This window comes from Nitrospira sp. (genome assembly GCA_030653545.1).
Classification (GTDB): domain Bacteria; phylum Nitrospirota; class Nitrospiria; order Nitrospirales; family Nitrospiraceae; genus Nitrospira_D.
In genome coordinates this window covers 1-24,660 of the sequence record JAURZE010000009.1, presented here as the reverse complement: position 1 = coordinate 24,660, position 24,660 = coordinate 1, and the positions used below count along the sequence as shown (strand labels likewise).

Sequence of the window (24,660 nt, the reverse complement as noted above, 5' to 3'; positions counted from 1 at the left end):
GGTACGAAGGAGCCGGGCAACAGCCGTAGCGATACCTCAGGGACCGACCGGCCTCAGCGGGGTGCTGCTGTGTCGATGTGAGCGTGGAGGCCTTCCCGAGTACGTCTGGACGTTCCGAAATGACATCGTGTTGGAGAAGCTTCCGATTCACGAACGAGCATGAACCAATCTCAGCCGGCTTGATTGGTACGTCTCAACGAGCGGACGGGCCGACAGCCGGCTTCGCCCCTTCGACTCAGCATCATCGGAACAGTCGTTAACCCGTCTTGTTAGGTGGGCGATTCGTTCGCAGGGTTCGGTGTGCTTCGCTGCGTGTGAATCGATCTGGCTCTCGTGCACTTGACGAGAGATGAACCGCTGCTACTCTTACAATGATTGTGAGTCAGAGTCAGCAAGGGATCGCCGGCTGCGATATCGAGCGGGGCTCCGGGTTTCGCGCCCGACGGGGAATCATCGGCGCGATAGATGATCGGTGATGAGATGGCTGTGCAGGAATGCGTTCGAGAGTGGCGAGGGTGGATGATCCGAAGCCTCGCGGGTGCGGCGCTGGTTAGTGCCATCGCCGGCTGCGCGGTCGGTCATCCCTCGCCCGGCGAGCAACACGAGCTGTCGGATCTCCGCGTCGTCTTTCTCGATGAGCCGCAGATTCAGGCCAAGTGGAAGGAAGTGACCGGCAAGCCTGCCGTCATGATGACTCCCAGGCTCGTGCTGGAATCGCAGCGGCGCGAAGAAGTCGTGGTGGGTTTTTACGATTTTCACACCCGCACCATCTATTGTCCCAAGATGAACTTCGAAGTCTGCGGCCACGAACTGCACCATGCCGTGCTGGGCCGGTTCCACTTCGAGCGATAGCCCCCCCTCTGCAATTCCGCACCAATATCAATTGCGCTGTCCAGTTCTTCGTCGCTCATATCTCGTGAAGCGTAGGATGGAAAGAGTGCGTCTCGATCTGTGTTTGCGCGACACGGTTCATGAGAAACAGATGTTCAAGCGATTGCGAGTCGAATCGCCATGAATAATGCAGGGTAGGCTAGTGACCGGCCATCGGGAGGAACGACACGGCGATGGAGATCGTGATCAGTACGATGATGATCCATTCAAGTACTTCCATGCGCCGGGTCGTCGCGCGGTCCGACATCTTTCCGTAGATGCTATCCAGCGTATCCAGCTTGCGCAGAATACTCGCATCCCAGGCTTCCAGGTGAAACCGTTGAGACGCCAGGCGATAGACCCGCGCCAGGTACTGGTCGCCTAAGAGCTTCAACGTGTTCGTGACCCGCTCGAAGAGCAGCGCGCCGTCGACTTGCAGCCGCGCGATGTGGGTGGTGTCCTTGTCGTGCGCACCGGGGAGCGGCAGCAGCCGGGGCTTTCGCGTGAGCGCTTCGTATCCCTCGTCCAGCGCGGTATCGAGTTGTTCGTCGAGCATCCGCATTTCGAGCAATTCGACGTTCGCAAATTCCAGCACCGCCCGCACGTCATCCATGTCATTGCCGAACAACACCGCCGCATGCCAGTCGATGAAGGCCGTGTCCTCGAGCCCGAAAGAAATGCGGCAGGCCATGGCGTCGCGCGTCTCCTGCTCGGAGAGCGGCGTTCGTTCTCCGCGCAGAATCCTGGCGAGATCGGCTTCCCGGTCGGTCCAGATCGGAGAGGATTGAGACGGCGTACAGGTTTCGATCGAGAAGATGAGATAGTCTTCGACTTCCGGGGCTATTTGGGGGCGTTCGATGGCGGGGTGGATCGCATGCACCAGTTGCTCGACTCTGGTGCGGGACTCCTTCAGCAATAACTCATTCTCATAGAGTGCGTTGCTCAGCTCAAGCATGCCGCCGAAGGGACCGTCCAATGCCAGGCGATAGGTGATGGTCACGGCGCCGAAGTCATATACCATGACTTCGACAGTCGGACGCGACGAGTAGGCGCCTACTGTCAGCGAGATGCCTTCCTGCATGAGTCTTAGCGGAGCCGGATGGTAGTTGAAGTGCTGCGGCGCCCTGGCTTTATGGCGGATTCGCCCGCGTTCGGTTCCGGCGGTAATGCGGCGATCGGCCTCGTCGAGGGCGATGGACGTGCCGATGTCATAGGCGAAGATGGCATAGCAGGTGCCTTTGTTTACGGTCACCGTCGTTTCGAGTGGTGTCGACATAGCTGATCTCCGATCATTCCACAGATGAGGCCTCATTATATCAGTGACTGCTTCTTATGGTGGGTGGGCTTGAAATCTGCTGATCAGAGGAAGTCGAGCCAGGCTCTTGTCCCCTCTGGCATCAAAGTCTGTGAGGTGGCCGGGGAGGGTAGCGCCAGGGCGAAAAAGGATACCCGCGTGTCGTTACAGCTTGATGAAGGTTCGATTAAAAGTATCTTCCCGGTCCATCGTTAAGATTGCGTTACAAGTGATCTTGTCTGTTGACCGGTCTCCGTACTCCTTTCAGAATAGGTTCATCGTTCGGTGTCGTAGCCTGTCGGTAGTCGGAGGAGGGATCAGTGATGGGGGCGGCCTCTCCGTTGATTCGAGCCCATCGAGTACCATGAAAATCGCAATCGCGACCGATGCCTGGCAGCCGCAGATCAACGGGGTCGTCCGCACGCTCGGGCACACCGTCACGCATTTGAGAGAGCTGGGGCATGAGGTGCGAGTGATCACGCCGCAGGATTTTCGTACCTATCCCTGCCCGACGTATCCCTCTATCAGGCTCGCGGTATTTCCGAAACGTGGCGTCAGGCGGATGCTCCGGGAGTTTCGCCCGCAGGCGATTCACATCGCGACGGAAGGCCCTATCGGCCATGCGGCGCATGCGTTCTGTCGCAGTCTCTCGCTGCCCTTTACGACGTCCTATCACACGCAGTTTCCTGAATATGTCCGTGCCCGCTTTCCCCTTCCCCTCTCCTGGTCGTACGCCTATCTGCGCCGGTATCACAGCCGCGCGACCCGCACGATGATCGCCACGCCATCGATGCGGCGCATGCTGGAAGACCGAGGATTCAAGAATCTGGAAATCTGGGCGAGGGGCGTGGATTCGAATCTGTTCCAGCCTGGGCTAAAATCATTCTTGTCAGGGGAACGGCCCATCTCCATGTACATGGGCCGCGTTGCCGTCGAGAAAAACATCGAAGCGTTCTTGGATCTCGATCTGCCCGGCTCGAAGTATGTGGTGGGGGATGGCCCTGATCTGGAACAGCTTCGGCGGCGCTATCCGAACGTGACATTTACCGGACAGAAGACGGGGCAGGAGCTGACGGCGCACATCGCGGCGGCGGATGTCTTCGTGTTTCCGAGCCTGACCGACACGTTCGGGCTTGTGTTGCTCGAAGCCATGGCCTGCGGTGTGCCGGTTGCGGCGTTTCCCGTCACCGGCCCGATCGATGTGGTGCAGAACGGGAAAACCGGCGTGTTGGATCACGATCTTCGCAAGGCCATCCTCGGCGCGCTGAAGCTCGACCCGGCTGATTGCATCGCCTATGCCAGACAGCATTCCTGGCGCAATTGGACGGAACGCTTCGCGTCCTTGCTGGAGCCGTTTGAAGAGAGCCGGTGGGGGAGCATGCGCTAACAAAGCGGAGGGACTCCGTCAAGTTCTCCCAAATCCAGAGTATTAAATAATTGTACGGGAGATAGTACATGCATGTACACACCACAACCACCCTGACTCCGTATACGGTGCGGGTCAGGTTTGAAGCTTCAGGAAAGTCCGGACGTGAGGACTCCACGCCATCGCGCCAACTACTGTATGCGATGGATCGCATGCCTCCTAAGTTCTTTCTTGCCGGAGCTCCGATGATGCCGCCGGCCGCGGCGGAGGTTGCGATCCTTGAACAGTCCGGGGGCGCTGAGGTAGTGCTCCGGCTCATGTGGGGGCCGCTCCCGGCTCCCTTTCCCCGCGCGCTCGCCGGAGCGGGTCTCTTGCTCGGACTTCTCATCGCCATCTTTTCGGATCGTTCGATTGGTGCGTGGGTAGTGGCGGCGCTCGTCGTGGTTCTGCCGGTCTGGGCCCTGCTCTATCAACAGCGGGGTGAGAGGGAACTGCAATCGCAGCTGAGCCGTCTGTTGGACGGCGCGAGATTCACGCCAAAGCCACACTAGCCTCAACCGACCCGGCGAATGCGAAATTTCTGCCGGTGACCGTGCTGCCTTTGTGGTGAGATCGGCTGGACTTCACAGCCCCAGCCAATGGGCCACGACATAGAGCCCTGCGGCGAAGAAGGTGGCGCCCAGCAGCACGCATACGGGAAGCGTCAGCACCCAGGCCAGCAAGAGGTTTTTCAGCGTGTCCATTTGGAGGCCGGAGCGATTGGCCGCCATCGTTCCGGCCACACCGGATGAGAGCACGTGCGTAGTGCTCACGGGGAGGCCCCAATAATCAGCCGCTCCGATCGTGGACATGGCAACCAGTTCCGCCGCCGCGCCTTGCGCATAGGTGAGATGGGCTTTGCCGATCTTTTCGCCCACCGTCACGACAATCCGTTTCCAGCCGATCATCGTCCCTAAGCCAAGCGCCAGGGCAGTGGCGTATTTGACAAAATCAGGAAGGACCCGGGTGACGTTGTCCAGGTCCGCCCGGTACGTCGTCAGGTGGTTTCTTTCGCTTGGAACGGTGAACGTGTTCTCTGTGTGCAGTTTGTCGAGCGACTTTCCCACGAGATATACCACCGTTCGGAACTCGCTGCGCTCATTGCGGCTCAGCTCACGGAGGCTGCGCTTCCCATTCAGCTGCTCCGCAATATATCCGTTCTTCTGCTGCAGGGCGGCATACGTTCTTTCGCTGGTTGTGCCGGCGCTGCTCAAAAAATTGGACAGCTCCTCGCCTGCATCTTCGGGTTTCAAGGCCGTCGCGCCGGCGTAGGACTTGAGGATGTCGTCCGTCGTGCGGGCAGAGATCTGTAGATGCGCAATTGCCGCCGTACTCGTTTCTAAGTTCAGGGCATACGCGCCCGGCAGAATGCCGATGAGAATGAGCATGATCAGGCCCATGCCTTTTTGCCCGTCATTGGACCCGTGGGCGAAACTAACGCCGGTGCATGTCAGGATCAAGATACTCCGGATCCATAGCGGGGGGGGCTTGCCAGGATCCGGCGCGCTGTACAGCGCAGGTTTTCTGAGCAGTGCTTTGGCCAGCAATAAAAGCAGCGCCGCTGCGCAAAATCCGACGACCGGCGACACGAGAAGCGACAATCCCACATCCTTGGCCTTGGCCCAATTCACTCCGTCGCCGAAAGCGTGGTTCGCTGAGAAGAGGGAGTTCGCCAGGCCCACTCCCATGATCGAGCCGATCAGCGTATGGGAACTCGACGCAGGCAGGCCGAGGTACCAGGTTCCCAGGTTCCACACGATAGCGGAGATCAGCAGCGCGAAGACCATCGCGAAGCCGGCGCCCGAGCCGACATTGATCACCAGTTCCACCGGCAATAGCGCAATGATGCCGAACGCCACCGCGCCGCTGGAGCTGAGGACGCCGATCAGGTTCCAACAGCCGGACCAGACGACCGCGGTGTTAGGCTCGAGCGCATTGGTGTAAATGACCGTCGCCACCGCATTGGCGGTGTCGTGAAACCCGTTGACAAACTCGAAGCTGAGCGCAAGGGCAAGCGCCAGCAATAAAAATAGCGCCGTCTGGACGCTTAACGACTCACCGAAGAGCATGTCCATGATGGTCCTGATCTCTTACGAGCCCGCCCGATTCATGATCCGGCTCGTATGCAGAACGCCTCAACTCGGATCAACGCGCAGCGTGGAGTACAAGAGACACATGTATGGGTATGGAGCATTACGGATAGATTAAATTGATATTAACAATGGGTAAATCTATCTCAGGCGGTTCTCACCCGATCGGTGTCATTGCTCGAGATACGCTCCCGCCGCGTATTGTGCCGTTTGTAGCAGGGGGAGGATGAACCAATCGTCATAGGGAAATCTGGTCGTCATGAAGAAGCCCCAGATCGACAGGATTGCGCCGACATATTGCGGATGGGGCATGAGGGAGAAGGGAAAGCTCCGGCACCAGGGGACGTGATACCCCAGTCTGTTTCCGTAGAAGACGCCGATCTTGCCCAGTTGCATGAACACGCCGAAGTTGAGGACTTGGCCGATGGCGATCAGCACTCCACCCGCGGCGATCCAGGGTCCGTCATCGCCGGGCGGGAGGACGGTGCCGTCACCATGGAGATAACACCAGCCGAAGAACACAGCGAGCTGCAGCATTTTGAAACAGACGAAACAGCTTCGCAAGACATCCACCGGTTCACCGAAGGCGGCGAGGAGCGGTTTGGAGCAGAACCGGCGAAACGAGTCCGGATGGTGCCAGACCCACGCGTACCAGACTCGTTCGAGACTCAGGGCGCCGGCCGCGATCAGCACACTCCAGAGCGTCATCAGTGCTTGTGGCTCATCTCGCCGGTCGAATAGGGCGGCAGGAACGCCCGCCAGTCGCTGCCAGACTTCGGCGCATAGGCCTTGATGTCCGTGAAGGGATCGGTCACGAGCTTCACGAACCAGATCATGGAAATCCGGAAGTCATGCAGCCAGGCCAGGTAGGCCACGCGGCCCAGGACGACCACCAGCGTGAGCCCCCACCATTGCTGCGCGATGGTCGGCCATTTCTCGACGAAGGCCGTCCAGGTTACGCTGCCGGCTGAGAGCATGTTGGCCAGCGGGATCAGGCAGTAGGCTGAGACGATCAGGGTCTTGTTCGGCGTGTTGAATCCGAGGAGCAGTTCTTCCTTATCGTGGCAGGGCGGTTCGACGATCGCATGGCCGAACTGGCGGACGAAGAGCGCCGCGAGGCTGGCCGTGACGGCGGTTGTGAGATCTGTGAAGATCAGGACGTAGCAGTAGATGAACACGCTCGAACTCAGGAGATGAAACAGCTGATTCAGCGGATGGCTGTGCGACGCCACGTGATCGTCGTGTTTGCGCCGCATGACCTCGGTGTAAAACGTGCGCAGTGGTTTCGGAACCTGGACAATGCTGCCGAGCATTTCCCATATCAAGCGAGATTTCATCGCCTTCCTCCGTTCGGGTTGATCGAGCCCTTCCAGCCACCAGCCGTCGACCTTCATCCGTGAAGCCGCCGCGATCAAGGCGGCCTGCAGCTCGTCGTAGTGGTCCTGGGTAAACGCCATGTTGCTCAAGCAACGGCCTGTGCCGACCCAGCTCAATGTCACGCCTTCCGCGCGCAAGTAATATTGCAGCAGCCAGTTGTACCGCCCCGGCTGTTGGAACAGGATGGTCCAGACCGTCGCGAGGTTGACCAGACGGAGCGGCAGCGCGCGTTCCGCAAAATCCTTGTTGATCGAGGCCGCCCATTCGGTGCAGCGGCGGTTCGCCTCGTCGTACTGTTGCACGGCCTGCGGCGCGATCACCCAGCGCAGGAACTCGTACATCGCCCCCATCACGGGCGGGTGGGCCGAGAACGTGCCGATCACATAGGCAAGACGCATGGGGTGGTCAGGATCGAAGCGGCGCATCAACTCTTTCTTGCCGCAGCAGACTCCGACCGGCATCCCGCCGCCCACGGTCTTGCCGTAGACGACCAGATCGGCCTGGACGCCGAAGTATTCCTGCGCGCCTCCCGGGGCCAGGCGGAAGCCCGAGTACACTTCATCGAAGATCAGCGGGATGTCGCAGGCGGTGCAGACGTCGCGGAGCTGCCGGAGCCACTTGGCGTAGGGTGCATGGGCGTCCTGAATTTTCCGGATGTCGCTCGTCAATAAGATGGCGTCGCTCGGGGGCGGCGAATTGGGGTGGAACGATTGGATCGGGTTGACGACGACGCCCGCGATATCGCGCTTCATCCGGCGGATGGCATCAAGCGACGCCGGGTTGACGTCCTTCAACGTGATGCAGTCCTTGATCTCCCGCTCGCTGCCGAGACCTGGTTGCACACCGTCCCACCAGCCGTGATAGGCGCCGGCAAAGCAGACAATCTTGTCTCGGCGGGTATTGAAGCGTGCCAGCCGGATGGCGGCCATCACTGCCTCAGTGCCGCTCATATGGAAGGACACTTCATCCAGTTTCGAGATCGATTTAAGCATCGCGATATTGTCGGCAACGATCGGGTGAAGCGGTCCGAGAACCGGACCGAGATCTTTCACGCGCTCACAGCCCTTCTCCATCCATTCCTTATAGCGATCGTATCCCGCGACGTTGACCCCGTAGGAGCCCGTCACGTCCAGCGACCACTGCCCGTCAAGATCGCGCAGCTCCGGTCCTGCAGAGGCGGTCACCACTGAGCAGAGATTGAATTTCTCCCGCATGACCCGGGCGAAGGGAAAGGGCACGCGCCCGGCATCCGTGAATCGCAGATCAGAGAGGCCGTCCCGGATGGCGTTGCCCCAGGCAATCGACTGCGCATGGTGCTCTTGAAAATAGGCCGCAAGGCGATCGAATGCCCGCTGGCGTGTGATGACGGTGGCATCATCCGCGCCGTCGGCCCGGAAAAAGTCTACACCGGTATAATCGTTGGTCTTGACCCATCGAGAGAGCCAGCGGGAGAACAGCGGCGTGAACGAACGGGCCCGAAGGTTCATCAGTACCCCGGTCACCCGCACGAGGATAGCGATCGCGATGCCGACGGCGAGGCTGAGCGCGATGATGGAACCGGCATCGTCCCATCCGGGACGGCAGGCGGTGATTGTGCGCAGATCCGCGCAGGCGCCCCATCGTTGCAGTGTCTCGTCGAACATACAATCCTCCTCTTCCTCCAGGTTTACGCGCAGGTTTCCCTATGCCACATACCTTCGGTCTTTCGCGACAACGAGTTCCTCATCTGGAAACAAGCTGGTGCGTTCCCGGTCTCCTTTGTGGGAATGTTTAAGACTGGCCATCGTGTCCGCCCATCGCAACAGTTCCAGGCTGCCGTCGTGGTGCTCCACGAGCGCGCTGCAGCTCTCCACCCAATCGCCGCAGTTGCAGTAGATCACGTCGTTCAACTTGGTGATTTCCGGCCGGTGAATATGGCCGCAGACGACGCCGTCGACGCCGAGCCTGGCCGTTTCATAGGCCACGGCCGCTTCGAAGTTGCTGATAAATTGCACCGCGTTCTTGACTTTGTGCTTGAGGAATCCCGCCAGCGACCAGTAGGGCAGGTCGAGTTTCCTCCGGACGCCGTGCACCACGTAGTTGGCTTTGAGCAGCCAGTCGTAGAGGCGGGTGCCCAGCATCGCCATCGCCCGGGAGCACCGGACTACGCTGTCGAACTTGTCTCCGTGAGTGACCAGGAGACGCCGTCCATCGGCATTTGTGTGAATGGCTTCCTCCAGGATCTGCACGTTGCCGAACGTCATATCGTGAAAATCCCGCAGGAGTTCGTCGTGATTGCCGGGCACATAGATGACATTGACGCCGTGTTTGGCCTTGCCCAGGATCGTTCGCACGACGTTGTTGTGCGATTGCGGCCAGAAGATCCGCTTCCTCATTTCCCAGATGTCGATGATGTCGCCGACCAGATAGAGATACTCGCAGTCGACGGAATGGAGGAAGTTCAGCAAGTGATCGGCGCGGCATCCACGAAAACCTAAGTGGACATCGGAAATCCAGACGGTGCGGTACGACAGAGAGCGAGCTCCAAGTGGTTTATGCACCCGCGTCACCTCCCGCTGATGGTGATATTCGAAGGGACATCATGAGAAGAAGGCTATAACAGCCTTGTTTCAGCTTGGTTAGGACTACCGGTGGAGTTCAGTGAATTGTCCATGTGAAAACGATTACGGCTGAAACGGTTTCATAACAAATGGCCGCGCAACGTACGGAATGGACAAAACACGTCACCAGGCTGTGCGTGACAGAACAAGGTGTGGCGGGCTTCGGTTCCCAAACTGCGAGAGAACGCTGTCTTAGCGCATCGTTAAGATTGCGTTACATGCGGTTCTAACTGTTGACCTCGGTCCGTGATCGCCCCAGAATTCAGCTGTCGGCGTAGGCTGGCCATCACCAATGAGGTTGACATCCTCCGATATGTTGAATCCGATCACCTTGGTGCTTCTACCTGGTCTCGACGGTACGGATGTGTTCTTTCGGCCATTGCTGGCGGCATTGCCGGGGTGGATCACGCCGATGATCGTGCAGTTCCCGACCGCCGGAGCGAATGAGTATCCCGATTTGCTGAGGCTGGCTCAGTGCGCCCTGGCGGAAACGACCACATGTTATGTATTGGGCTGGTCATTCTCAGGGCCGCTGGCGCTCATGCTTGCCGCGGCTGAGCCGGCCAAGGTGCGGGGTGTGATTCTGGCGTCCACGTTTGTGCGCCCGCCGCGACCGATTTACGCGCGGCTGGGATGGGCTGCCGTGACGCCGACGGTGTGGATGCTTCGATTTGGTAAGCGGCTTCCGGTCTGGCTCTCTCGAAGTTCGAGTGACCGGCTCAGGCGGGACAAGACAGAAACCTGGAAGCGCGTGAAGGCGTCCATGGTGGCGGCCCGGATCAGGTCGCTGTTACAGATGGACGCACGAGAGCGTTTGAAGAATTGTCCAGTTCCTGTGCTCTGCCTCGCCGGCAGCGACGACGGGATCGTGCCCCATTCCAATGTTAAAGAGATCGCATGCGTGCAACCATCCGTTCAAGTTCGGATGATAGATGGTCAGCACTTCGCGCTCTACACGAATCCGACAGCGGCGGTTTCCGCCATTACGGAGTTCATGGTCGAGAAAGAGGAAGAATGAATCGCGCTACATGGATCGGTGTTGGCTGTATAGTACTCGCCACTCTCATAGGAACCGGGCAGGCGCTCGCTCAGCGCGACGAAATGCCGGCCGGGTATCCGCAGTCGCTGGAGGGGGATTTATCATCGTTGCTCGCTCGGTTGAACGAAGGCGATGCGTCACCTGGGCTGCTCGTTCAACTGGCCTCGACTTACTTCGATCTCGCCGATGATTTGCTGACGGACGAGAAAAAGCGCCGGACAGCCTTCGAAGCCGGCGCGAAAGCCGCAGAACAAGCGTTTCAACTGGATGACTCCAATGCGGACGCCCATTTCTTTCACGCTGCTAATCTCGGTAGCGCCGAGCGGCTTCGGGGGATCGCCAATGCCGCGATGGTCGTGAAAGAAATCAAGTACTGTGCGATGCGGGCGATCGAACTCAATCCCAACCATGCTCAAGCGCTTCAGATGATGGGCGGACTGCTGATGGAGCTTCCCTGGTTTCTCGGGGGAGATGAGAAAAAAGCCCAGGAGTATCTCGAACGGGCGATCGCCGCCGACGGGAATTTTACGAACGCTCGCATTCTCGTCGCAAAGCTCTACAAGAAGCAGGATCGCATTGACGACGCGAAACGGCAACTGGAGACTGTCATTCGCGCCGACCATCCCCACTATCGCTTCGCCTGGGAGCGGACCTACAAGCCGGAAGCGGAACGGATGCTGAAGGAGATGGCCGGAGCTGTCGCTCGTTAACGGGTGTCTTGGCGCGGCCTCGTGCCACGTCTGCTGAAACCCTGCTTCTTTATCCTGACTCCCCGGTAGCCGCAACAGTCATCGCGAGTTCTGTTCCAAGTTCTCCCGCAGGCCTCCGCATTCATCTCTTAACGCCCGTGTTACAAGGTTTTGATCCGGCACAGATCCGCTCGTAACGACTCCCTGTGAAAGTATACACGGGTATCGTGCCGCGCATGAGGGTGAGCCGGAGACTGCAGCTTCGTCCACTCGCAAGCGACAGGCAACGATGCCAACTCCGCAACCGCTCGTGCACTGAGACGGAGGAGGGAGTTATGAAACAGCCGGTGGGGAGAGGAGTATTCGGTCAGTCATCCACAGCAACAATCACAATGGGGCGTTCACTGCTGCTGGCTTCGTCCGGGGCAGTGAGACGACTCCATCATGAGACAATCGTGGTGCGAATCAAGAAGTGGTTGTTGGCGGTCTCTCGAGCATAAGGCGGCTTCAAGGGGGCCCGGTCGGTTCTGCACACTCATTCACCTTCACGAACAAGGAGTGATCCTCATGTCGATCATCGATGACGAGGGGGGTAGCAATCAATCAAGCAACGAACATTTTCAAGATGTCCTGGACGCACGCTTGTCCCGTCGGGGATTTATAACTGGCGGTATTGCGACTGTGGCGGCGGTGTCGCTCGGCGGCGTCGAGGCGCTGTTGAAGGCCGTGCCTGCTTCCGCAGACGAAGGGGCCGAAGAGGCTGGACAAGCCGATGAGGATGGTGGGCGACGACGGCCCGTGCTCGGGTTCGAAAGTGTGCCGGTGTCATCTGCGGATACCGTTGTGGTGCCTAAAGGGTATTCGGCGGAAGTGTTGATTGCCTGGGGCGATCCCGTCTCCCATGGCCCCGCATTCAAGCAGGATGGAAGCAATTCAGCCGATGAACAGGCGCGCCAGTGGGGTATGCACAACGATGGCATGGTCTATTTTCCGATCGTCGGGTCCCAGCGCGGGATCATCGTGCAGAATAATGAATATACCGATGACGGACTCTTGTTCCCGGACGGCGTGAATAACTGGACCCCCGAGAAAACCAAAAAGTCATTGAATGCACACGGCGTGTCGATCATCGAAGTGACGAAGCGGACCGGCTTCCCATGGGACTGGCGGCGCCGGCGGGGCAAATGGGATGTCGTCCGCCCTTCTCCCTTCGGGCGGCGCATCACCGGCCTGACTCCAATCGAAATCGGAGGCCCGGCGGCAGGCGATGCTCGATTGATCACCAGCGAGGATCCGACCGGGAAGCGCGTGTTGGGAACGCTCAACAATTGTGCGATGGGCTATACACCATGGGGCACGTATCTCGCTTGCGAAGAAAACTTCAACGGGTACTTTCGGAAGAACGGCCCGCAGACCCCACTCGAAAAGCGCTACGGGATTACCGCTGCGGGCTTCGGGTATCTCTGGCACACCACCGACAAGCGGTTCCGGACAGATGAGGAACCGAACGAGCCGAATCGCTTCGGCTGGGTGGTGGAGATCGATCCATTTCGGCCGAACTCAACTCCGGTCAAGCGCACCGCACTTGGACGTTTGAAGCATGAGGGCGCGTGGGTGCAGGAGGCCAGGAACGGCCGTGTCGTGGTCTATATGGGGGACGATGAGCGAAACGAATACATCTATCGCTTTGTGTCGAACCTGCCTTGGCGCCAGGCGCGCCGGCAAGGCATCAACCCGCTCGATGATGGCATCCTCTATGTCGCGAAGTTTCATGCGGACGGGACCGGGGAATGGCTGCCGCTGACTCCGGACAATCCGCGTCTCGGGGGGTGGTCGTTGAACGATATTCTCATCAATACGCGCGGGGCTGCGGATGCGGCCGGCGCGACGATGATGGACCGTCCTGAATGGATCGACACGTTCCCTCGATCCTTAACGGCGATTGCCACGTTGACGAACAATAGTCGCCGGGGTTCGACTCCGCCGTCGGTCAACAATCCGGACGGGTCTGCGGCTGCGGGCTCAGCCCGTCCGCCGGTGGATGCGGCTAATCCTCGGGCGATCAATAACTACGGCCACATCATCCGCTGGCATTATCGCCAGGATTGGACGGAGCCCACGTTTGGCTGGGACATCTTCGCGCTCTGCGGCGATCCGGCGAATCCTGCTCACGGTTCCACGATCTTCGGCGACAAGTATGGATCGCCGGACGGGATTTATGTGGATCCCAGCGGCCTGCTCTGGATTCAGACCGATGTGTCGACCTCGACGATCAATGCGGGTGCCTATGCCGGATTCGGCAACAATGTGATGGTGGCTGCGGATCCGGACACCAGGGAGACCCGGCGGTTCCTGGTCGGGCCGAATCAGTGCGAAGTCACGGGTGTCTTTATGACGCCGGATCGTCGAACGATGTTCGTCGGCATCCAGCATCCGGGCGAGCGGCCCGATGATTTGCCCGGGGATCCGGCGAATCCGAAGCAGTTCAGCTCCTGGCCGGACGGTCCTGCCGGCGGCCGGCCCCGCTCGGCCTGTATCGTGATCACCAAGGACGACGGCGGCAAGATCGGCAGCTAGACCATTTCGTTCCATCTTCTCTCCCCGGCGGCGTGCGCATTGGGCGCACGCCGCCTCTCTCACGCCGGATCAGATGCATCCTGCGCCCTCCTCACGAAGCGTCGAGGTCAGTCACTCGGTCTCAGAACCAAGGCGTGAGGCTGCCGGAAATGTTCCGGTTCGGCCGGCAGTGCTGGTCGTGTCTGCTGCGGGGGAGAGGTTGCGGAGATGATGATTCGTCTCCGGTCTGCAGAGAATAAGGCAGAGAGTTGCTACCTATGGCTGCGACTCTCATAGAGTGTGGAGACGATCAGAAGCAGTCTGCGATAAAGGGAGTCAGGAGAGCTGTAGTTTCTTTTTTTTCCACCGGTCGCTTCCATAGATCGGTGTGCGAGGGGGTCGCGTGAGCGGGTCCCTCCGACGGGTCCGATTCTTGGCGATCAGCCGGTCGGTGATGTCTCCGCAGTGCACGCACCGGAGCGCCCACACTCTCGTTCCTCCCTCGCTCATGATCTCCGGCACTCGCAGTCCGGCACAGCGGGCACATTGCATATGATCCTCCTTATTGCACGGCGGTAGATAGTGTTTCGTCGTTGTGGATTGCAGATTCCGAGTCATCCGATGGTTCGGGGCAATCTGCGAGCGTCCGGACGGGCTGGATTGCTTCACGGACGGACCCGAAGGAGAAATCGGTCAATAACTGAGTCAGTCGCGGCTCCATCTTGTGGAGATTCCAGTAGTGGCGGGATTCGGCGAGGAGTGGCCCCACCATGCGTGGTTGCTCATAGTCCAATTCCCAAACTCTTATGTACATCACGATCGATTTGCCGAGGTTCTCGATCTGTGAGAACAACGTGCGCAGGACCGGATAGTTCAATGTTCGGAGGTAGCCTCCCCCTCCGATCGGCACGAGAAATCCCAACATATTCGATGTCGATGGCGAGACTTCCCAGATGGAACGGGTTCCGGCCTGGAGACGCTGCAATCGGTTTTCGCTGTACAGTCTGTTGGAAGTGAATCCGACCGGAAGCACGCTGCTGTCGTAGACGAAGCCGCAGTCCGCGACAATCGCGAGTGCCCACAAGGTATCTGCCGTGATGCTGAAAGCGGGGGCCCGGAAGCCCCGGACGGATTGCCCGATCATATCCTCCAGGAGATGCTTGGCGCGCTGGATATCCTGTCGGAACTGCTCCGGCGTCTGTGCCGCGACCTGTTCGTGGGCATAGCCGAGACATGCGATCTCGTGGCCGGAAGCGGCGATAGTGCGGATAAGCGACGGATGGCGTTCGGCAAGCCATCCGAGCACGAAGAACGTCGCCGTGGTGGAGCGGCGCGCCAGCACATTCAGCAGATGCTCGGTATTCTTTCGCGCACGACTATCAAAGTTGGACCAGCAGCGGCGGCGCATCGGCGAGTCGAAGCGGGGCGCCTGGAAGTGCTCTTCCAGGTCGATGGTCAGGGCGTGCCGAGGCGGTCGATCTGCAATCATGATCGATGCCTTCCGAGGCGGCAGCAAAAACCCGGGGCTCGTCCCTTCTCCTGGCAGGAAGGGACGAGCGCGGGGGCCAGGTGCGTGAGAGGCGCAGCTGGGCTCCAATAATGTGTCGTTGTTATGAACGGTGTCATGGCGTTAGTTATGGGTTGCCTTCTGTTCGACCGTTGTCAGGCAGGGGACACAGAATTGGGCGTCGGGTTGGACCTTCAGCCGCTCGTAAGGAATGTCCCCATGACAGTGGAGGCACTGTCCGTAGTCTTTGGTGCGCATGAGTTGCAGCGCGTGCTCGATGTGTCGAAGCCGTTCAAAGGTTCGCGCCTTGACCTGCATGGCGACGTCATGCTCGAGATCGGTCGAGGCCTGGTCGGCCGGATCCGCATAGAGTTCTGCGGCCGACTCCGCGGCAAGCGAGAGGTTGGCGCTCGCGAGCAGCACCGCTCGCTGTCTCACAAGTTCCTGCCAAAGGTCGAGGCGTCGCACATTCGGAGGGGGAGCCGTACGGCTGGCCGTTCCGATAAATATCCCCGGTTGTCTTCGTCGAGGAGAGATGGTGTACGCCATTGGATTGTTCCCCTTTCCAGGGAGAGTTGTACCGGACCAAAGACACAGTTGGATCATGCCGGCCTCAATTTTTAGTTACAGGAGGTCGGGCATCAATGTGTTGGTGCTGTGAAACGGTGGAATGGGGGTGATGTAACTGGATTGCAATAGAATCTTGGTTCGTCTGTGATCTGTAGAGAATTTGAACGGACGGTATGCTTGGGAGCAGGTGGCGTGTTCAGCAGGGGGGGGACAGAGAGGAGGGGCAGAGGAAGTCCCGTCTTACGACATGTATGAGATCTCCGCAATGACGCAGTGTGATGTCGATAGTCTTACCGACAGGGAATGGGTTCCCACTTCTGCGAACGCAGCTCGCGGTCGAAATAGACGCGATAGCCGACACAGCGTGACTGTCCCGATAAAAATTCGTACTCCCAGGCTTCGGATCCGCTCGACAGGCGTTTGAGCCTTTGGGGATAACCGAACCGGCGAGTCAGTTCGTCTTGTGTCAACTGTCCAATGCCGGCTTCGAATTCCTCGACGCGGGGTGAATGGACGCAAGAACTGAGGGAAAGAAGGAACAGGCAGATTAGGCGGCCTCTTAGGCGAGGCCTTGTCTCGCGATGTTGAGAGAATACATGCACGGAAATTACTTTGTCAGAGCCGGATCAGACAACTTATAGCCCAGCGATTTTACTGACACAATCGCTTCATTCAGGGCAGGCAGTTTCTGCTTCAGGCGACGGATGTGCACATCCACAGTTCTTGTAGTGCCATAGTAGTCGTAGCCCCACACGGAATTCAGCAAGACGTCGCGTGTAAGTACCCGACCGGGATTTCGCAATAGATGTTCCAGGAGCCCGAACTCTTTGGCCGTCAAACCGACTTCTTTCCCATCGACGGTGACTTCATGGCGAGGGAGGTCCATCAGTAGTGAGCCGTAGTGGTAAGACGTTTGCTGGGTGTCGTTGGCCCGTCCAATCCGGCGAAACAAAGCTTTGGCCCTTGCGACGAGGTTTTTGGGGCTGAACGGCTTGGCGATATAGTCGTCGGCACCGAGTTCGAGCCCCACGATAGTGTCGGACTCCTCGGCTTTGGCCGTCAACATGATAATGGGAAGAAGGGCGGTCTCCTGCTCGCTTCGGAGTTTCTTGCAGAGTTCCAATCCGTCCATCTCAGGAAGCATGAGATCAAGGATGACCATGTCGGGATACTCGCTCTTGGTGAGCCGCAGTCCTTCGTTTCCCGTTTTTGCATGGACCGTACGAAATCCTTCTTTCTCCAGGTAGATCTTCACCAGCTGTGCAATGTCAGTCTCGTCTTCCACGATGAGAATTTTCTTTGCAGTGTTTGTGGACATCGTGTGTTACCCGGTGAACATGCGTTCGGACTGTTTCCTACTGCTATGTCAGCGCTTGCAGCATAATCCTCCAATGTTACAGCCGTATTAACCACGTTCTTCCTGTAATCGGGGACGTTATTCCCCCAAGCGTTTGGCATGTGGTCATATGAATCAAGGGCCATCCCGTCGCACTTAGGATTGAAGTGAGTTCTTGCTTTTCAAGGACATCCACTGCGACCATTTTGAACGATGGTGATCTCTCAGAGCCCTACTCTACCCAGCCCTTGCCCGGCTGATGTTGTCGGTCTAAGGCTCCAATTACTCTGACGTTTCAGTCCCGCGGGCCCGCGTGGACAACCATGCGGACAACCCGTCTCCCCCAATTGAATTCCCCAACCGTTCAGTTGCCGCTACGATATTCTCCCATTCCGCGTGTGTGTAGATCGTATGGACTTTCGTAGACTGCTGGCCCAGCAATTCCATGACCTCGTAGTCTTTGGCGCCCAGTTGGCGATTGTGGGTGGAATTACAGTGCCGCAGGATGTGATGCGTCATGCGTTTGGAGATCCCGGCGGCCTTGGCGAGCGCCAGGATGGCTGTCCGGAGATTGCCGATGTGCGTGGTGGGTCCGCCGCAGCGTTGACAGGTATAGGTGCGTGTGTCGCCGCGGGGGAGGAGCCAGCGGGCCTGCGGATTCTGCTGTTTTAGCGTCAGCAGCACGGTCCGCATCGGCTCGACGAGGGGGACGTCCCGATCCTCTTGGTCTTTGGGACTCCACCCTTTCTTCACGCGAATGTGCAAGACGTTCTCTTGCTCATCCACATCAGATGGTTCTAAATGCCGCGCTTCGTCAATCCTGAGCCCGCCCTGGTAAACCGTTAAGAATGACGGGTAGTAGTGGGGCGTGAGCAGGCCTGCGGCGTTCAAGAACGCTTTGAACTCGTCGGGCGTCGGAATCTGTTTCTTCCGCTTGGGCACGGTCGGCTTTTCGATGTCGGCCACGGGATTCTGACTTGTGTAGCGGTACACTTTGCGTGCGACGCGAAAGACGGCCGACAGGCAATGCAGTTCCTTTAAGACCGTGGCGCGTTCAACTTCCTCGAGCCGCTGCTGTTTCCAGATCTCAATGTGCTCCGGTTCCAGGTCATCGAAGCGATAACGTCCGAAGTGCGGGAGGATCTGGTTCTTCAGAATGTCCCGATGCCGATTCCTGGTGTTACCCGCGCGATTGGCGACCAGATATTGCCAAAACTGCCCGCCACGATCGTCGGGATCCTCGTTGGCGGGAAGCCGGCAGAAGTCGGCGAGCGTCAGCTTCTGTCCTTTGACCTGCCCCGGCGATTTGCCGTGGTGAATAGAAACGGGGAGAGAGGTTGGTCGCGACGGTCTTGATGAGAGAGCGTCCTACGAGACGAGATTTCGAAGATCTTTGAGGAGCATGAAGAGATGTAACGGATCGCTTGGGGAAGGGAGGAAATCGAAACGCTCGTAGAACTGCTTCGCCACCTCATCTTTGGCATGGACCACCAAGGCACGGATTCCGGCAATATCCGCGGCCTGCAGCGTCCGTAGCGCCGCATCCTTCAAGAGCGCGGCACCCACGCCTTGTTTTTGCCAGTGGAGGTCTACAGCTAACCGAGCAAGCAGCATGATCGGAATGGAATGTTTTGCGAGTCCCTTCTTTAATCGTTCCGGGGCAATGTCTTGTTCAACCGATCCCACCGCGAGTGCGTAATAGCCGACTACGGTGTCGTCGACCACCCCCACATAGGTTTGAGATCCTCCGCTGTGTTGATTGGGGAGGGCGTATTGCTGGAGAAAACGATTCAGATCTTCCCGCCCACAGTCGAACGTATCAACGGTGTGATGTCGCTGAAGCTTTTCGATCTTTCGAGTCACCGCTTGTTTGTTGTGCGGTGAAGAGGGGGGACGTCAAAGAATCCTGGCTTAGTCAGGAGTTCTTTCATGCGAGTGAGGGGGCGAGTGGGAGCATCGAGCGCCGTCTGAAACTCAGCCCATTGCGCTTTGCTCAGCAGGAAGGTGCGACGATCCGCCAGAGTTTCATCAGCGCGGGCCAGTGCACTTTCACGGACAAAGTCACTCACCGACCGACTGGAAACAGATGCCGCTGCTTCCAGTATCCGTTTATCTGAGGAACTCAGCCGAAGATCCAGTTTCTCACTGCGAACGGCGCGTACGGCCATCGTGTCACCTCTCTTGGTTATTGAAGGTAGCCCACGAATGAATCATTGTCAAGACAGTGTCATGACAATGATTCTCGATGAGGTAAAGCACAGCATGCGATGGAATTTCAGTCGGCGATTGGGGGCTACGGTGTGTTGTGCTGATGATTAGGGGGAGTGACGAGGAGGGAGTGGAGCTGAAAAGTGAATCGGGGTTTGAAGTGGGGTATTGTAGAGCCTGAAAAATGATCGTCTCTAAGCCCTGGGAGCTGGTTTGCCGCCCATGGTCTTGGACAACCATTTGGACAACCAATCGGGCGAAACGGGCTGAAAAATGCTGAAATCGTGACTTTTGGAAGGGACCGAATGAAGCTGGATTTCAGTAGTATTTTGAAGGGGATGTGGTGCCGAGGGACAGAATCGAACTGTCGACACCAGCCTTTTCAGGGCTGTGCTCTACCAACTGAGCTCCCTCGGCACGACACGGGGACTCACTTCTGGAAAGTGGTGGACGATACCGCAGAAGCCGTGATTGGGTCAAGGCCAATTGAACGGATCGTGCGAACTTTTCGAGGGTTTGTCGGGGCGGCGACTCATCACTCAAGTCACCGCCCCGTGAATACCGCAGTTGTTATTTCGCGGCGACGATTTCCAGCAGTTCCACTTCAAAGATGAGCGTGGCGCCAGGCTTGATGGCGGGTGGTGATCCGCGATCGCCGTAGGCTAGATTGGCCGGGCAAACCAGACGGCTCTTGCCGCCGACCTTAATTTGCTGCACGCCTTCCGTCCAGCACTTGATCACTTGGCTCAAGGGGAATGTGGCCGGCTCGCCGCGCTTCACGGAGCTGTCGAAGACGGTGCCGTCGAGCAGGGTGCCATGATAATGCACCTTGACGGTATCGGTCGGTTTTGGTGTGGCGCCGGTTCCTGGCTTGATCGCGGTGATGACAATTCCGGACTCCGTCTTTGTGGAGCCTTTTTCAGCTGCGGCTTTCGTGAGATAGGTTGCGCCGGCTTTCTTTTCCGCGTCCGCAACCACGGCTGCCCGGGCTTGCTGGAGCTGCTGAATTTTCGGGCCGAATGTTTGAAGATCGGCTTTTGGTGCGCGCTTCAAGGCACCATCGGTGAGGCCGGACTTGACGAAATCCAACTCCGATTCGGACAGGGCGAAGGTGCCAAGCGATTGGCTGATAGCCAGGCCGAGAGCGTACAGCGTTTTTTGGTCGTCATTCGTCGGCTCTCCCGATGCGGCAAACGCCGATGGGCCGGCCAGCAGGGCAATGATTACGGCAAATACTGCGAACATGCGCATGAGTCATCCTTTCTTGATGGTGGCGGTGGGAACGGTCGACGAATCTTACCTTACGATATGAAGGTGCTCCGCACAACAGGAAAGAATTGAGTGGGGGAGTTGCAGGGATGATTGGAGCCAGCCGGTTGATTGGTTAGGACTGATGGCCGGCGCGCTGGATGGCGGAGAGGGAGGGATTTGAACCCTCGGTAAGGATATTCTCCCTACGACGGTTTAGCAAACCGTTGCCTTCGGCCACTCGGCCACCTCTCCACGACCAGTTGCATAGGGGTCTGTCCGCAGGCGGGCAGAGTCGTCAGCGCGGTTACGTCGCTCACGAGCGGGCTGATATTACCTCAGCCGGTGCAGGAGGTACAAGTGAAAGGTCTCGGCCGTCGGGTTAAAAGTTTAGCCGGGTCATGCGGCGCTTCTGGTGTCCCACTGAAGACTTTGGATGTGCCGTCTGGATTTGGCGAGAAAGCTGACGGCTGTCGAACAGAGATGATGCGCCAGCTGAGTCGCCTCGGCCGAATGTAGGAGAAGGGTGGAGATGGCAGGCGCGGCTGCATCCGGAATGATGGGCGTCTGCTCCTCACACAAAGGCTCCACTGAAATATGGGAGAGAGGGGTTGTATAGCGAAGTTCAACGGTGCTTGGACGAACCACGCCGCTGAGCGCGAGCATGTGCAGGGCTTTTTTCTTTTGAGCGCGTGCTTGCCGATACTGAGTCCATCGTGTCAAAGGCATGGATCTGTCTCCAGTGGTGCGTATGCTGTGTTGAGGGCAACTCGCTACATCCAAAGCACTTTTCCGAAATCTTTGTCGATGCCTCTGGGGTGGTGACAATGGGTGCACCGCGCAAAGAGTGTCGCGTCTTCCGGGGTAAGCGACGAGCGAAGGACTATTTGATAGATGTGCCCGCCGCAAGATGTGCAGGCTTTGCCTCGGATCTCTCGGCGAATGGCTCCGATCTTGCCGACTTGTTTTTGCATGTGCTGCCTCCTTGTCCCGGGCTATTCCTGATGTCGTGTCCGCTGTGCGCAGGTGGTGTCAGGATAGGCGAGGCCGTGCGGACTGGAAATACCGTAGAGGTAGGAGTGCACCAACCGAAAGAGGGAGATGGGTTAGAATTCCGCAGTTCATACTTTGGCGCTTCAGATTATTTATTGCATAGCTATATCAATAGTTTGCGATTGAAATATTAATGGTATGGATTCGATTGTGAGTGGGGCGCTGATTCCTATGATGAGTTAAGTGATCGGATGCAATGGAGATGTGAGTGGAGGCGTGATGGGGAGGTTGTGACTGTCCGATGGGTATATGGCGGAGGGGGCGAGATTTGAACTCGCGGATAGGTTGCCCCATCTCCAGTTTTCAAGACTGGCACGTTCGGCCGCTCCGTCACCCCTCCGAGCCGTAGGAAGATATGTCGCACTACTTTCTGATGCAGTCAAGCCCTCCCATATAGGGGCGGAGCGGCGCAGGAACGACAATGCTCCCATCCGCTTGCTGGTAGTTTTCCAAAATCGCGAGCAGCGTCCGGCCAACTGCGAGTCCCGATCCGTTCAACGTGTGGACGAACTCTGTCTTAGAGTCTTTCTTGTTGCCCCTGGTGCGATACCGAATATTGGCTCGACGGGCCTGAAATCCCTCAAAGTTGCTACAGGAGGAGATTTCACGGAAGTGCTGTTGAGAGGGCAGCCAGACTTCGATGTCGTACGTCTTCGCCGCTGAAAATCCCATGTCTCCCGAGCAGAGCGTCACGACACGGTAAGACAATCCTAGTCCTTGTAAAATGCTCTCCGCATGGCCGGTGAGTCGTTCGAGTTCAGCCTGTGACTGGTCGGGAGAGCAAAACGAGACGAGTTCGACTTTGTTGAACTGATGGAGTCTGATCAAGCCGCGGGTATCTTTTCCGTAGGATCCGGCTTCGCGGCGGAAGCAGGGCGTATAGGCGGTATAACGAATCGGCAATACGTCTTCGTCCAGCAATTCATCCCGGTGGAGATTCGTGAGCGGCACTTCAGCGGTAGGGATGAGAAAATAGTCTTCGTCTTTCAGACGGAACAGATCTTCCTCAAACTTGGGGAGTTGCCCTGTGCCGGTCATCGTCGCCCGATTGACCAGCAGGGGAGGGAGCACTTCCCGGTATCCGTGCTGTGTCGTATGGCGGTCGAGCATGTAGTTGATGAGCGCGCGTTCAAGTTGGGCTCCGGCGCCGGTCATGACGGCAAAACGGGCGCCGGCGAGCTTGGATGCCCGGTCGAAATCGAGAATGCCGAGAGCCTCGCCGAGCTCCCAATGGGGTTTCGCCTGAAAATCGAAGGAGGGGCGGGTGCCCCATTGACGGATCTCGACATTATCCGAGGCATCCTGTCCTGGGGGGACTGATTCGTGCGGGACGTTGGGAATGCGCAAATTCAAATCGGCCAGTGATTCTTCAGCGCCACGCAGGGTGCCTTCCATTTCACGGATCCGATCCCCGACCTGTTTCATGGCGGCGACCGCTTCGTCTGCCGGCTCCTTGGCGCGCTTTAGTCTGGCAACCTCGTCAGAGCCTTTTTTAAGGTCGCTCCGGAGCTGTTCGACCTGCATGGTCAGATTGCGACGCTCATCAACCAGCGTCTTCATGGTGTCCCAAGGGACGTCGGTTCCCCGACGGCCGAGGCGTTCGCGGATTGAGTCGAGATGGTCCCGTAACTGGCGTAGATCGTACACGTGGTACTCCTGAGAAAGTTTGAGGAATCTAGTGTAGTGTCTCAGTAATATCTTTCCAATATTGGTTGGTTCTGGTATCGTCTGGGGTATGTGGAAACCAACCGACTCGTTGCCGATGACGGGAGAACAGAAACAGACGTTGGAGGCGTGGATGCGGGCGAAGACCAGTCCCCAGAGGGTTGTGCTGCGGTCGCGGATCTGCCTGCTGGCGGCCGAGGGGCTCGCCAATAACGCGATTGCCCATCGCTTGAAGACCTCGCGTCCCACCGTGCTGCTGTGGCGGAAACGGTTCCACGACGCGGGACCGTCGGGTCTGTCCGAGGATGCCCCGCATGGGCCCAGTGCCCACCGCCTGTCGCCCCGAAAAGTCCGAGCCATCGTGGAGGCCACCCTGCACACGACGCCGCCAGATGCGACCCACTGGAGCACGCGGACCATGGCACATGCCCAGGGCGTCAGCCATGCCAGCGTGGCCCGGATCTGGGACGCGCACGGTTTGCAACCGCACCGGATCGAAACGTTCAAGCTGTCGAAGGACAAGCGGTTTGTGGAGAAATTGACAGATGTGGTGGGTGTCTACCTCAATCCCCCGGACAAGGCGGTGGTGTTGTGCGTGGATGAAAAATCGCAGGTCCAAGCGTTGGATCGGACACAGCCGGGCTTGCCGATGAAGAAGGGGCGATGCGGCACCATGACGCATGACTATAAGCGCCACGGCACCACCTGCCTGTTCGCGGCGCTCAATGTGCTCGACGGCACCGTGATCGGCACCTGTTATCCGCGTCATCGCCACGAGGAGTTTCTGAAGTTCCTGCGCACCATCGACCGCGACACGTCGCCAGGGCACGCCCTCCACTTGATTCTGGACAATTACGGGACCCACAACCATCCCAAGGTCAAGACGTGGCTGGTGAAACATCCACGCTTTCATCTGCACTTTACCCCGACGAGTGCCTCGTGGCTGAACCTCGTCGAGCGGTGGTTCGGTGAGATTACGCGCAAGCGCATTCGACGAGGTGTCTTCACGAGCGTGCCGGAGTTGGTTGCGGCGATCGACGAGTTCATTCGGCTCAATAACAAGAACCCCAAGCCGTTCGTGTGGACCAAAACCGTCGACGACATTCTGAAGAAGATCAAGCATTGTAAAGCCATGATTGAGACACCACACTAG

General features: G+C 58.2%; 23 protein-coding genes and 3 tRNA genes. 7 read left to right on the top strand and 19 right to left on the bottom strand.

What is annotated here, in order from left to right; genetic code table 11:
• Positions 1-465: 465 nt before the first annotated feature.
• Positions 466-852: a hypothetical protein gene (locus tag Q7U39_03180; protein MDO9116932.1), complete on the top strand. Its 387-nt coding sequence runs from the start codon at positions 466-468 to the stop codon at positions 850-852.
• Positions 853-1,030: 178 nt separating this feature from the next.
• Here Q7U39_03180 and Q7U39_03175 read toward each other — a convergent pair whose 3' ends face one another.
• On the bottom strand, positions 1,031-2,146 hold the full coding sequence (locus Q7U39_03175; GenBank protein ID MDO9116931.1) for a hypothetical protein: 1,116 nt from the start codon (positions 2,144-2,146) through the stop codon (positions 1,031-1,033).
• Positions 2,147-2,528: 382 nt separating this feature from the next.
• Between Q7U39_03175 and Q7U39_03170 the strand changes: the two genes are divergently transcribed.
• Both Q7U39_03170 and Q7U39_03165 read left to right on the top strand, forming a co-directional pair.
• Positions 2,529-3,551: a glycosyltransferase family 1 protein gene (locus Q7U39_03170; GenBank protein ID MDO9116930.1), complete on the top strand. Its 1,023-nt coding sequence runs from the start codon at positions 2,529-2,531 to the stop codon at positions 3,549-3,551.
• Between the two features lie 68 nt (positions 3,552-3,619).
• Positions 3,620-4,081: a hypothetical protein gene (locus Q7U39_03165; GenBank protein ID MDO9116929.1), complete on the top strand. Its 462-nt coding sequence runs from the start codon at positions 3,620-3,622 to the stop codon at positions 4,079-4,081.
• 72 nt (positions 4,082-4,153) lie between these two features.
• On the opposite strand, the gene Q7U39_03160 is transcribed toward Q7U39_03165, so the two are convergent.
• From Q7U39_03160 to Q7U39_03145, 4 genes are all read right to left on the bottom strand, one after another.
• Positions 4,154-5,644: an inorganic phosphate transporter gene (locus Q7U39_03160; protein ID MDO9116928.1), complete on the bottom strand. Its 1,491-nt coding sequence runs from the start codon at positions 5,642-5,644 to the stop codon at positions 4,154-4,156.
• A gap of 186 nt (positions 5,645-5,830) precedes the next feature.
• Positions 5,831-6,367: a methyltransferase gene (locus Q7U39_03155; protein ID MDO9116927.1), complete on the bottom strand. Its 537-nt coding sequence runs from the start codon at positions 6,365-6,367 to the stop codon at positions 5,831-5,833.
• Positions 6,367-8,679: an aminotransferase class III-fold pyridoxal phosphate-dependent enzyme gene (locus Q7U39_03150; GenBank protein MDO9116926.1), complete on the bottom strand. Its 2,313-nt coding sequence runs from the start codon at positions 8,677-8,679 to the stop codon at positions 6,367-6,369. Before Q7U39_03150 ends, Q7U39_03155 begins: the two co-directional genes overlap by 1 nt.
• A 39-nt stretch (positions 8,680-8,718) precedes the next feature.
• Positions 8,719-9,576 (bottom strand): UDP-2,3-diacylglucosamine diphosphatase, encoded by an 858-nt coding sequence (locus tag Q7U39_03145; protein MDO9116925.1) that lies wholly within the window; start codon positions 9,574-9,576, stop codon positions 8,719-8,721.
• Positions 9,577-9,949: 373 nt separating this feature from the next.
• On the opposite strand from Q7U39_03145, the gene Q7U39_03140 reads away from it, so the two are divergent.
• The 3 genes from Q7U39_03140 (at position 9,950) to Q7U39_03130 (ending at position 13,941) form a co-directional block, all read left to right on the top strand.
• Positions 9,950-10,654: an alpha/beta hydrolase gene (locus Q7U39_03140; protein ID MDO9116924.1), complete on the top strand. Its 705-nt coding sequence runs from the start codon at positions 9,950-9,952 to the stop codon at positions 10,652-10,654.
• Positions 10,651-11,385, top strand: a complete 735-nt coding sequence (locus Q7U39_03135) for a tetratricopeptide repeat protein (protein MDO9116923.1) — start codon at positions 10,651-10,653, stop codon at positions 11,383-11,385. The genes Q7U39_03140 and Q7U39_03135 overlap by 4 nt, the downstream gene beginning before the upstream one ends.
• 546 nt (positions 11,386-11,931) lie before the next feature.
• A complete protein-coding gene (locus Q7U39_03130) occupies positions 11,932-13,941 on the top strand; it encodes a PhoX family phosphatase (protein MDO9116922.1) in 2,010 nt (669 codons plus the stop codon).
• Positions 13,942-14,256: 315 nt separating this feature from the next.
• Here Q7U39_03130 and Q7U39_03125 read toward each other — a convergent pair whose 3' ends face one another.
• From Q7U39_03125 to serS, 14 genes are all read right to left on the bottom strand, one after another.
• On the bottom strand, positions 14,257-14,472 hold the full coding sequence (locus tag Q7U39_03125; protein MDO9116921.1) for a hypothetical protein: 216 nt from the start codon (positions 14,470-14,472) through the stop codon (positions 14,257-14,259).
• Between the two features lie 10 nt (positions 14,473-14,482).
• On the bottom strand, positions 14,483-15,409 hold the full coding sequence (locus tag Q7U39_03120) for a DUF3473 domain-containing protein (protein MDO9116920.1): 927 nt from the start codon (positions 15,407-15,409) through the stop codon (positions 14,483-14,485).
• 141 nt (positions 15,410-15,550) lie between these two features.
• Positions 15,551-15,865 carry a TraR/DksA C4-type zinc finger protein gene (locus Q7U39_03115; protein MDO9116919.1) on the bottom strand — a complete coding sequence of 105 codons (315 nt, stop codon included), beginning with the start codon at positions 15,863-15,865 and terminating at the stop codon, positions 15,551-15,553.
• Between the two features lie 739 nt (positions 15,866-16,604).
• Positions 16,605-17,315 (bottom strand): response regulator transcription factor, encoded by a 711-nt coding sequence (locus tag Q7U39_03110; protein ID MDO9116918.1) that lies wholly within the window; start codon positions 17,313-17,315, stop codon positions 16,605-16,607.
• Positions 17,316-17,615: 300 nt separating this feature from the next.
• A complete protein-coding gene (locus Q7U39_03105; GenBank protein MDO9116917.1) occupies positions 17,616-18,299 on the bottom strand; it encodes a tyrosine-type recombinase/integrase in 684 nt (227 codons plus the stop codon).
• A 402-nt stretch (positions 18,300-18,701) separates the two neighbouring features.
• Positions 18,702-19,196 carry a GNAT family N-acetyltransferase gene (locus Q7U39_03100; protein MDO9116916.1) on the bottom strand — a complete coding sequence of 165 codons (495 nt, stop codon included), beginning with the start codon at positions 19,194-19,196 and terminating at the stop codon, positions 18,702-18,704.
• On the bottom strand, positions 19,193-19,501 hold the full coding sequence (locus Q7U39_03095) for a DUF1778 domain-containing protein (GenBank protein ID MDO9116915.1): 309 nt from the start codon (positions 19,499-19,501) through the stop codon (positions 19,193-19,195). Before Q7U39_03095 ends, Q7U39_03100 begins: the two co-directional genes overlap by 4 nt.
• 381 nt (positions 19,502-19,882) lie before the next feature.
• Positions 19,883-19,958: transfer RNA gene (locus tag Q7U39_03090), tRNA-Phe, on the bottom strand.
• Between the two features lie 153 nt (positions 19,959-20,111).
• A complete protein-coding gene (locus Q7U39_03085; protein MDO9116914.1) occupies positions 20,112-20,792 on the bottom strand; it encodes an FKBP-type peptidyl-prolyl cis-trans isomerase in 681 nt (226 codons plus the stop codon).
• A gap of 159 nt (positions 20,793-20,951) precedes the next feature.
• Positions 20,952-21,044 (bottom strand) — tRNA-Ser (locus Q7U39_03080).
• A 144-nt stretch (positions 21,045-21,188) separates the two neighbouring features.
• Complete coding sequence (locus tag Q7U39_03075; protein MDO9116913.1) at positions 21,189-21,518, bottom strand: hypothetical protein; 330 nt, start codon at positions 21,516-21,518, stop codon at positions 21,189-21,191.
• Positions 21,519-21,562: 44 nt separating this feature from the next.
• On the bottom strand, positions 21,563-21,763 hold the full coding sequence (locus Q7U39_03070) for a hypothetical protein (protein ID MDO9116912.1): 201 nt from the start codon (positions 21,761-21,763) through the stop codon (positions 21,563-21,565).
• A 329-nt stretch (positions 21,764-22,092) separates the two neighbouring features.
• Positions 22,093-22,182 (bottom strand) — tRNA-Ser (locus Q7U39_03065).
• A gap of 23 nt (positions 22,183-22,205) precedes the next feature.
• Positions 22,206-23,489: a serine--tRNA ligase gene (serS, locus tag Q7U39_03060; GenBank protein ID MDO9116911.1), complete on the bottom strand. Its 1,284-nt coding sequence runs from the start codon at positions 23,487-23,489 to the stop codon at positions 22,206-22,208.
• Positions 23,490-23,577: 88 nt separating this feature from the next.
• Here serS and Q7U39_03055 point away from each other — a divergent pair, with 88 nt between their 5' ends.
• A complete protein-coding gene (locus tag Q7U39_03055; protein ID MDO9116910.1) occupies positions 23,578-24,660 on the top strand; it encodes an IS630 family transposase in 1,083 nt (360 codons plus the stop codon).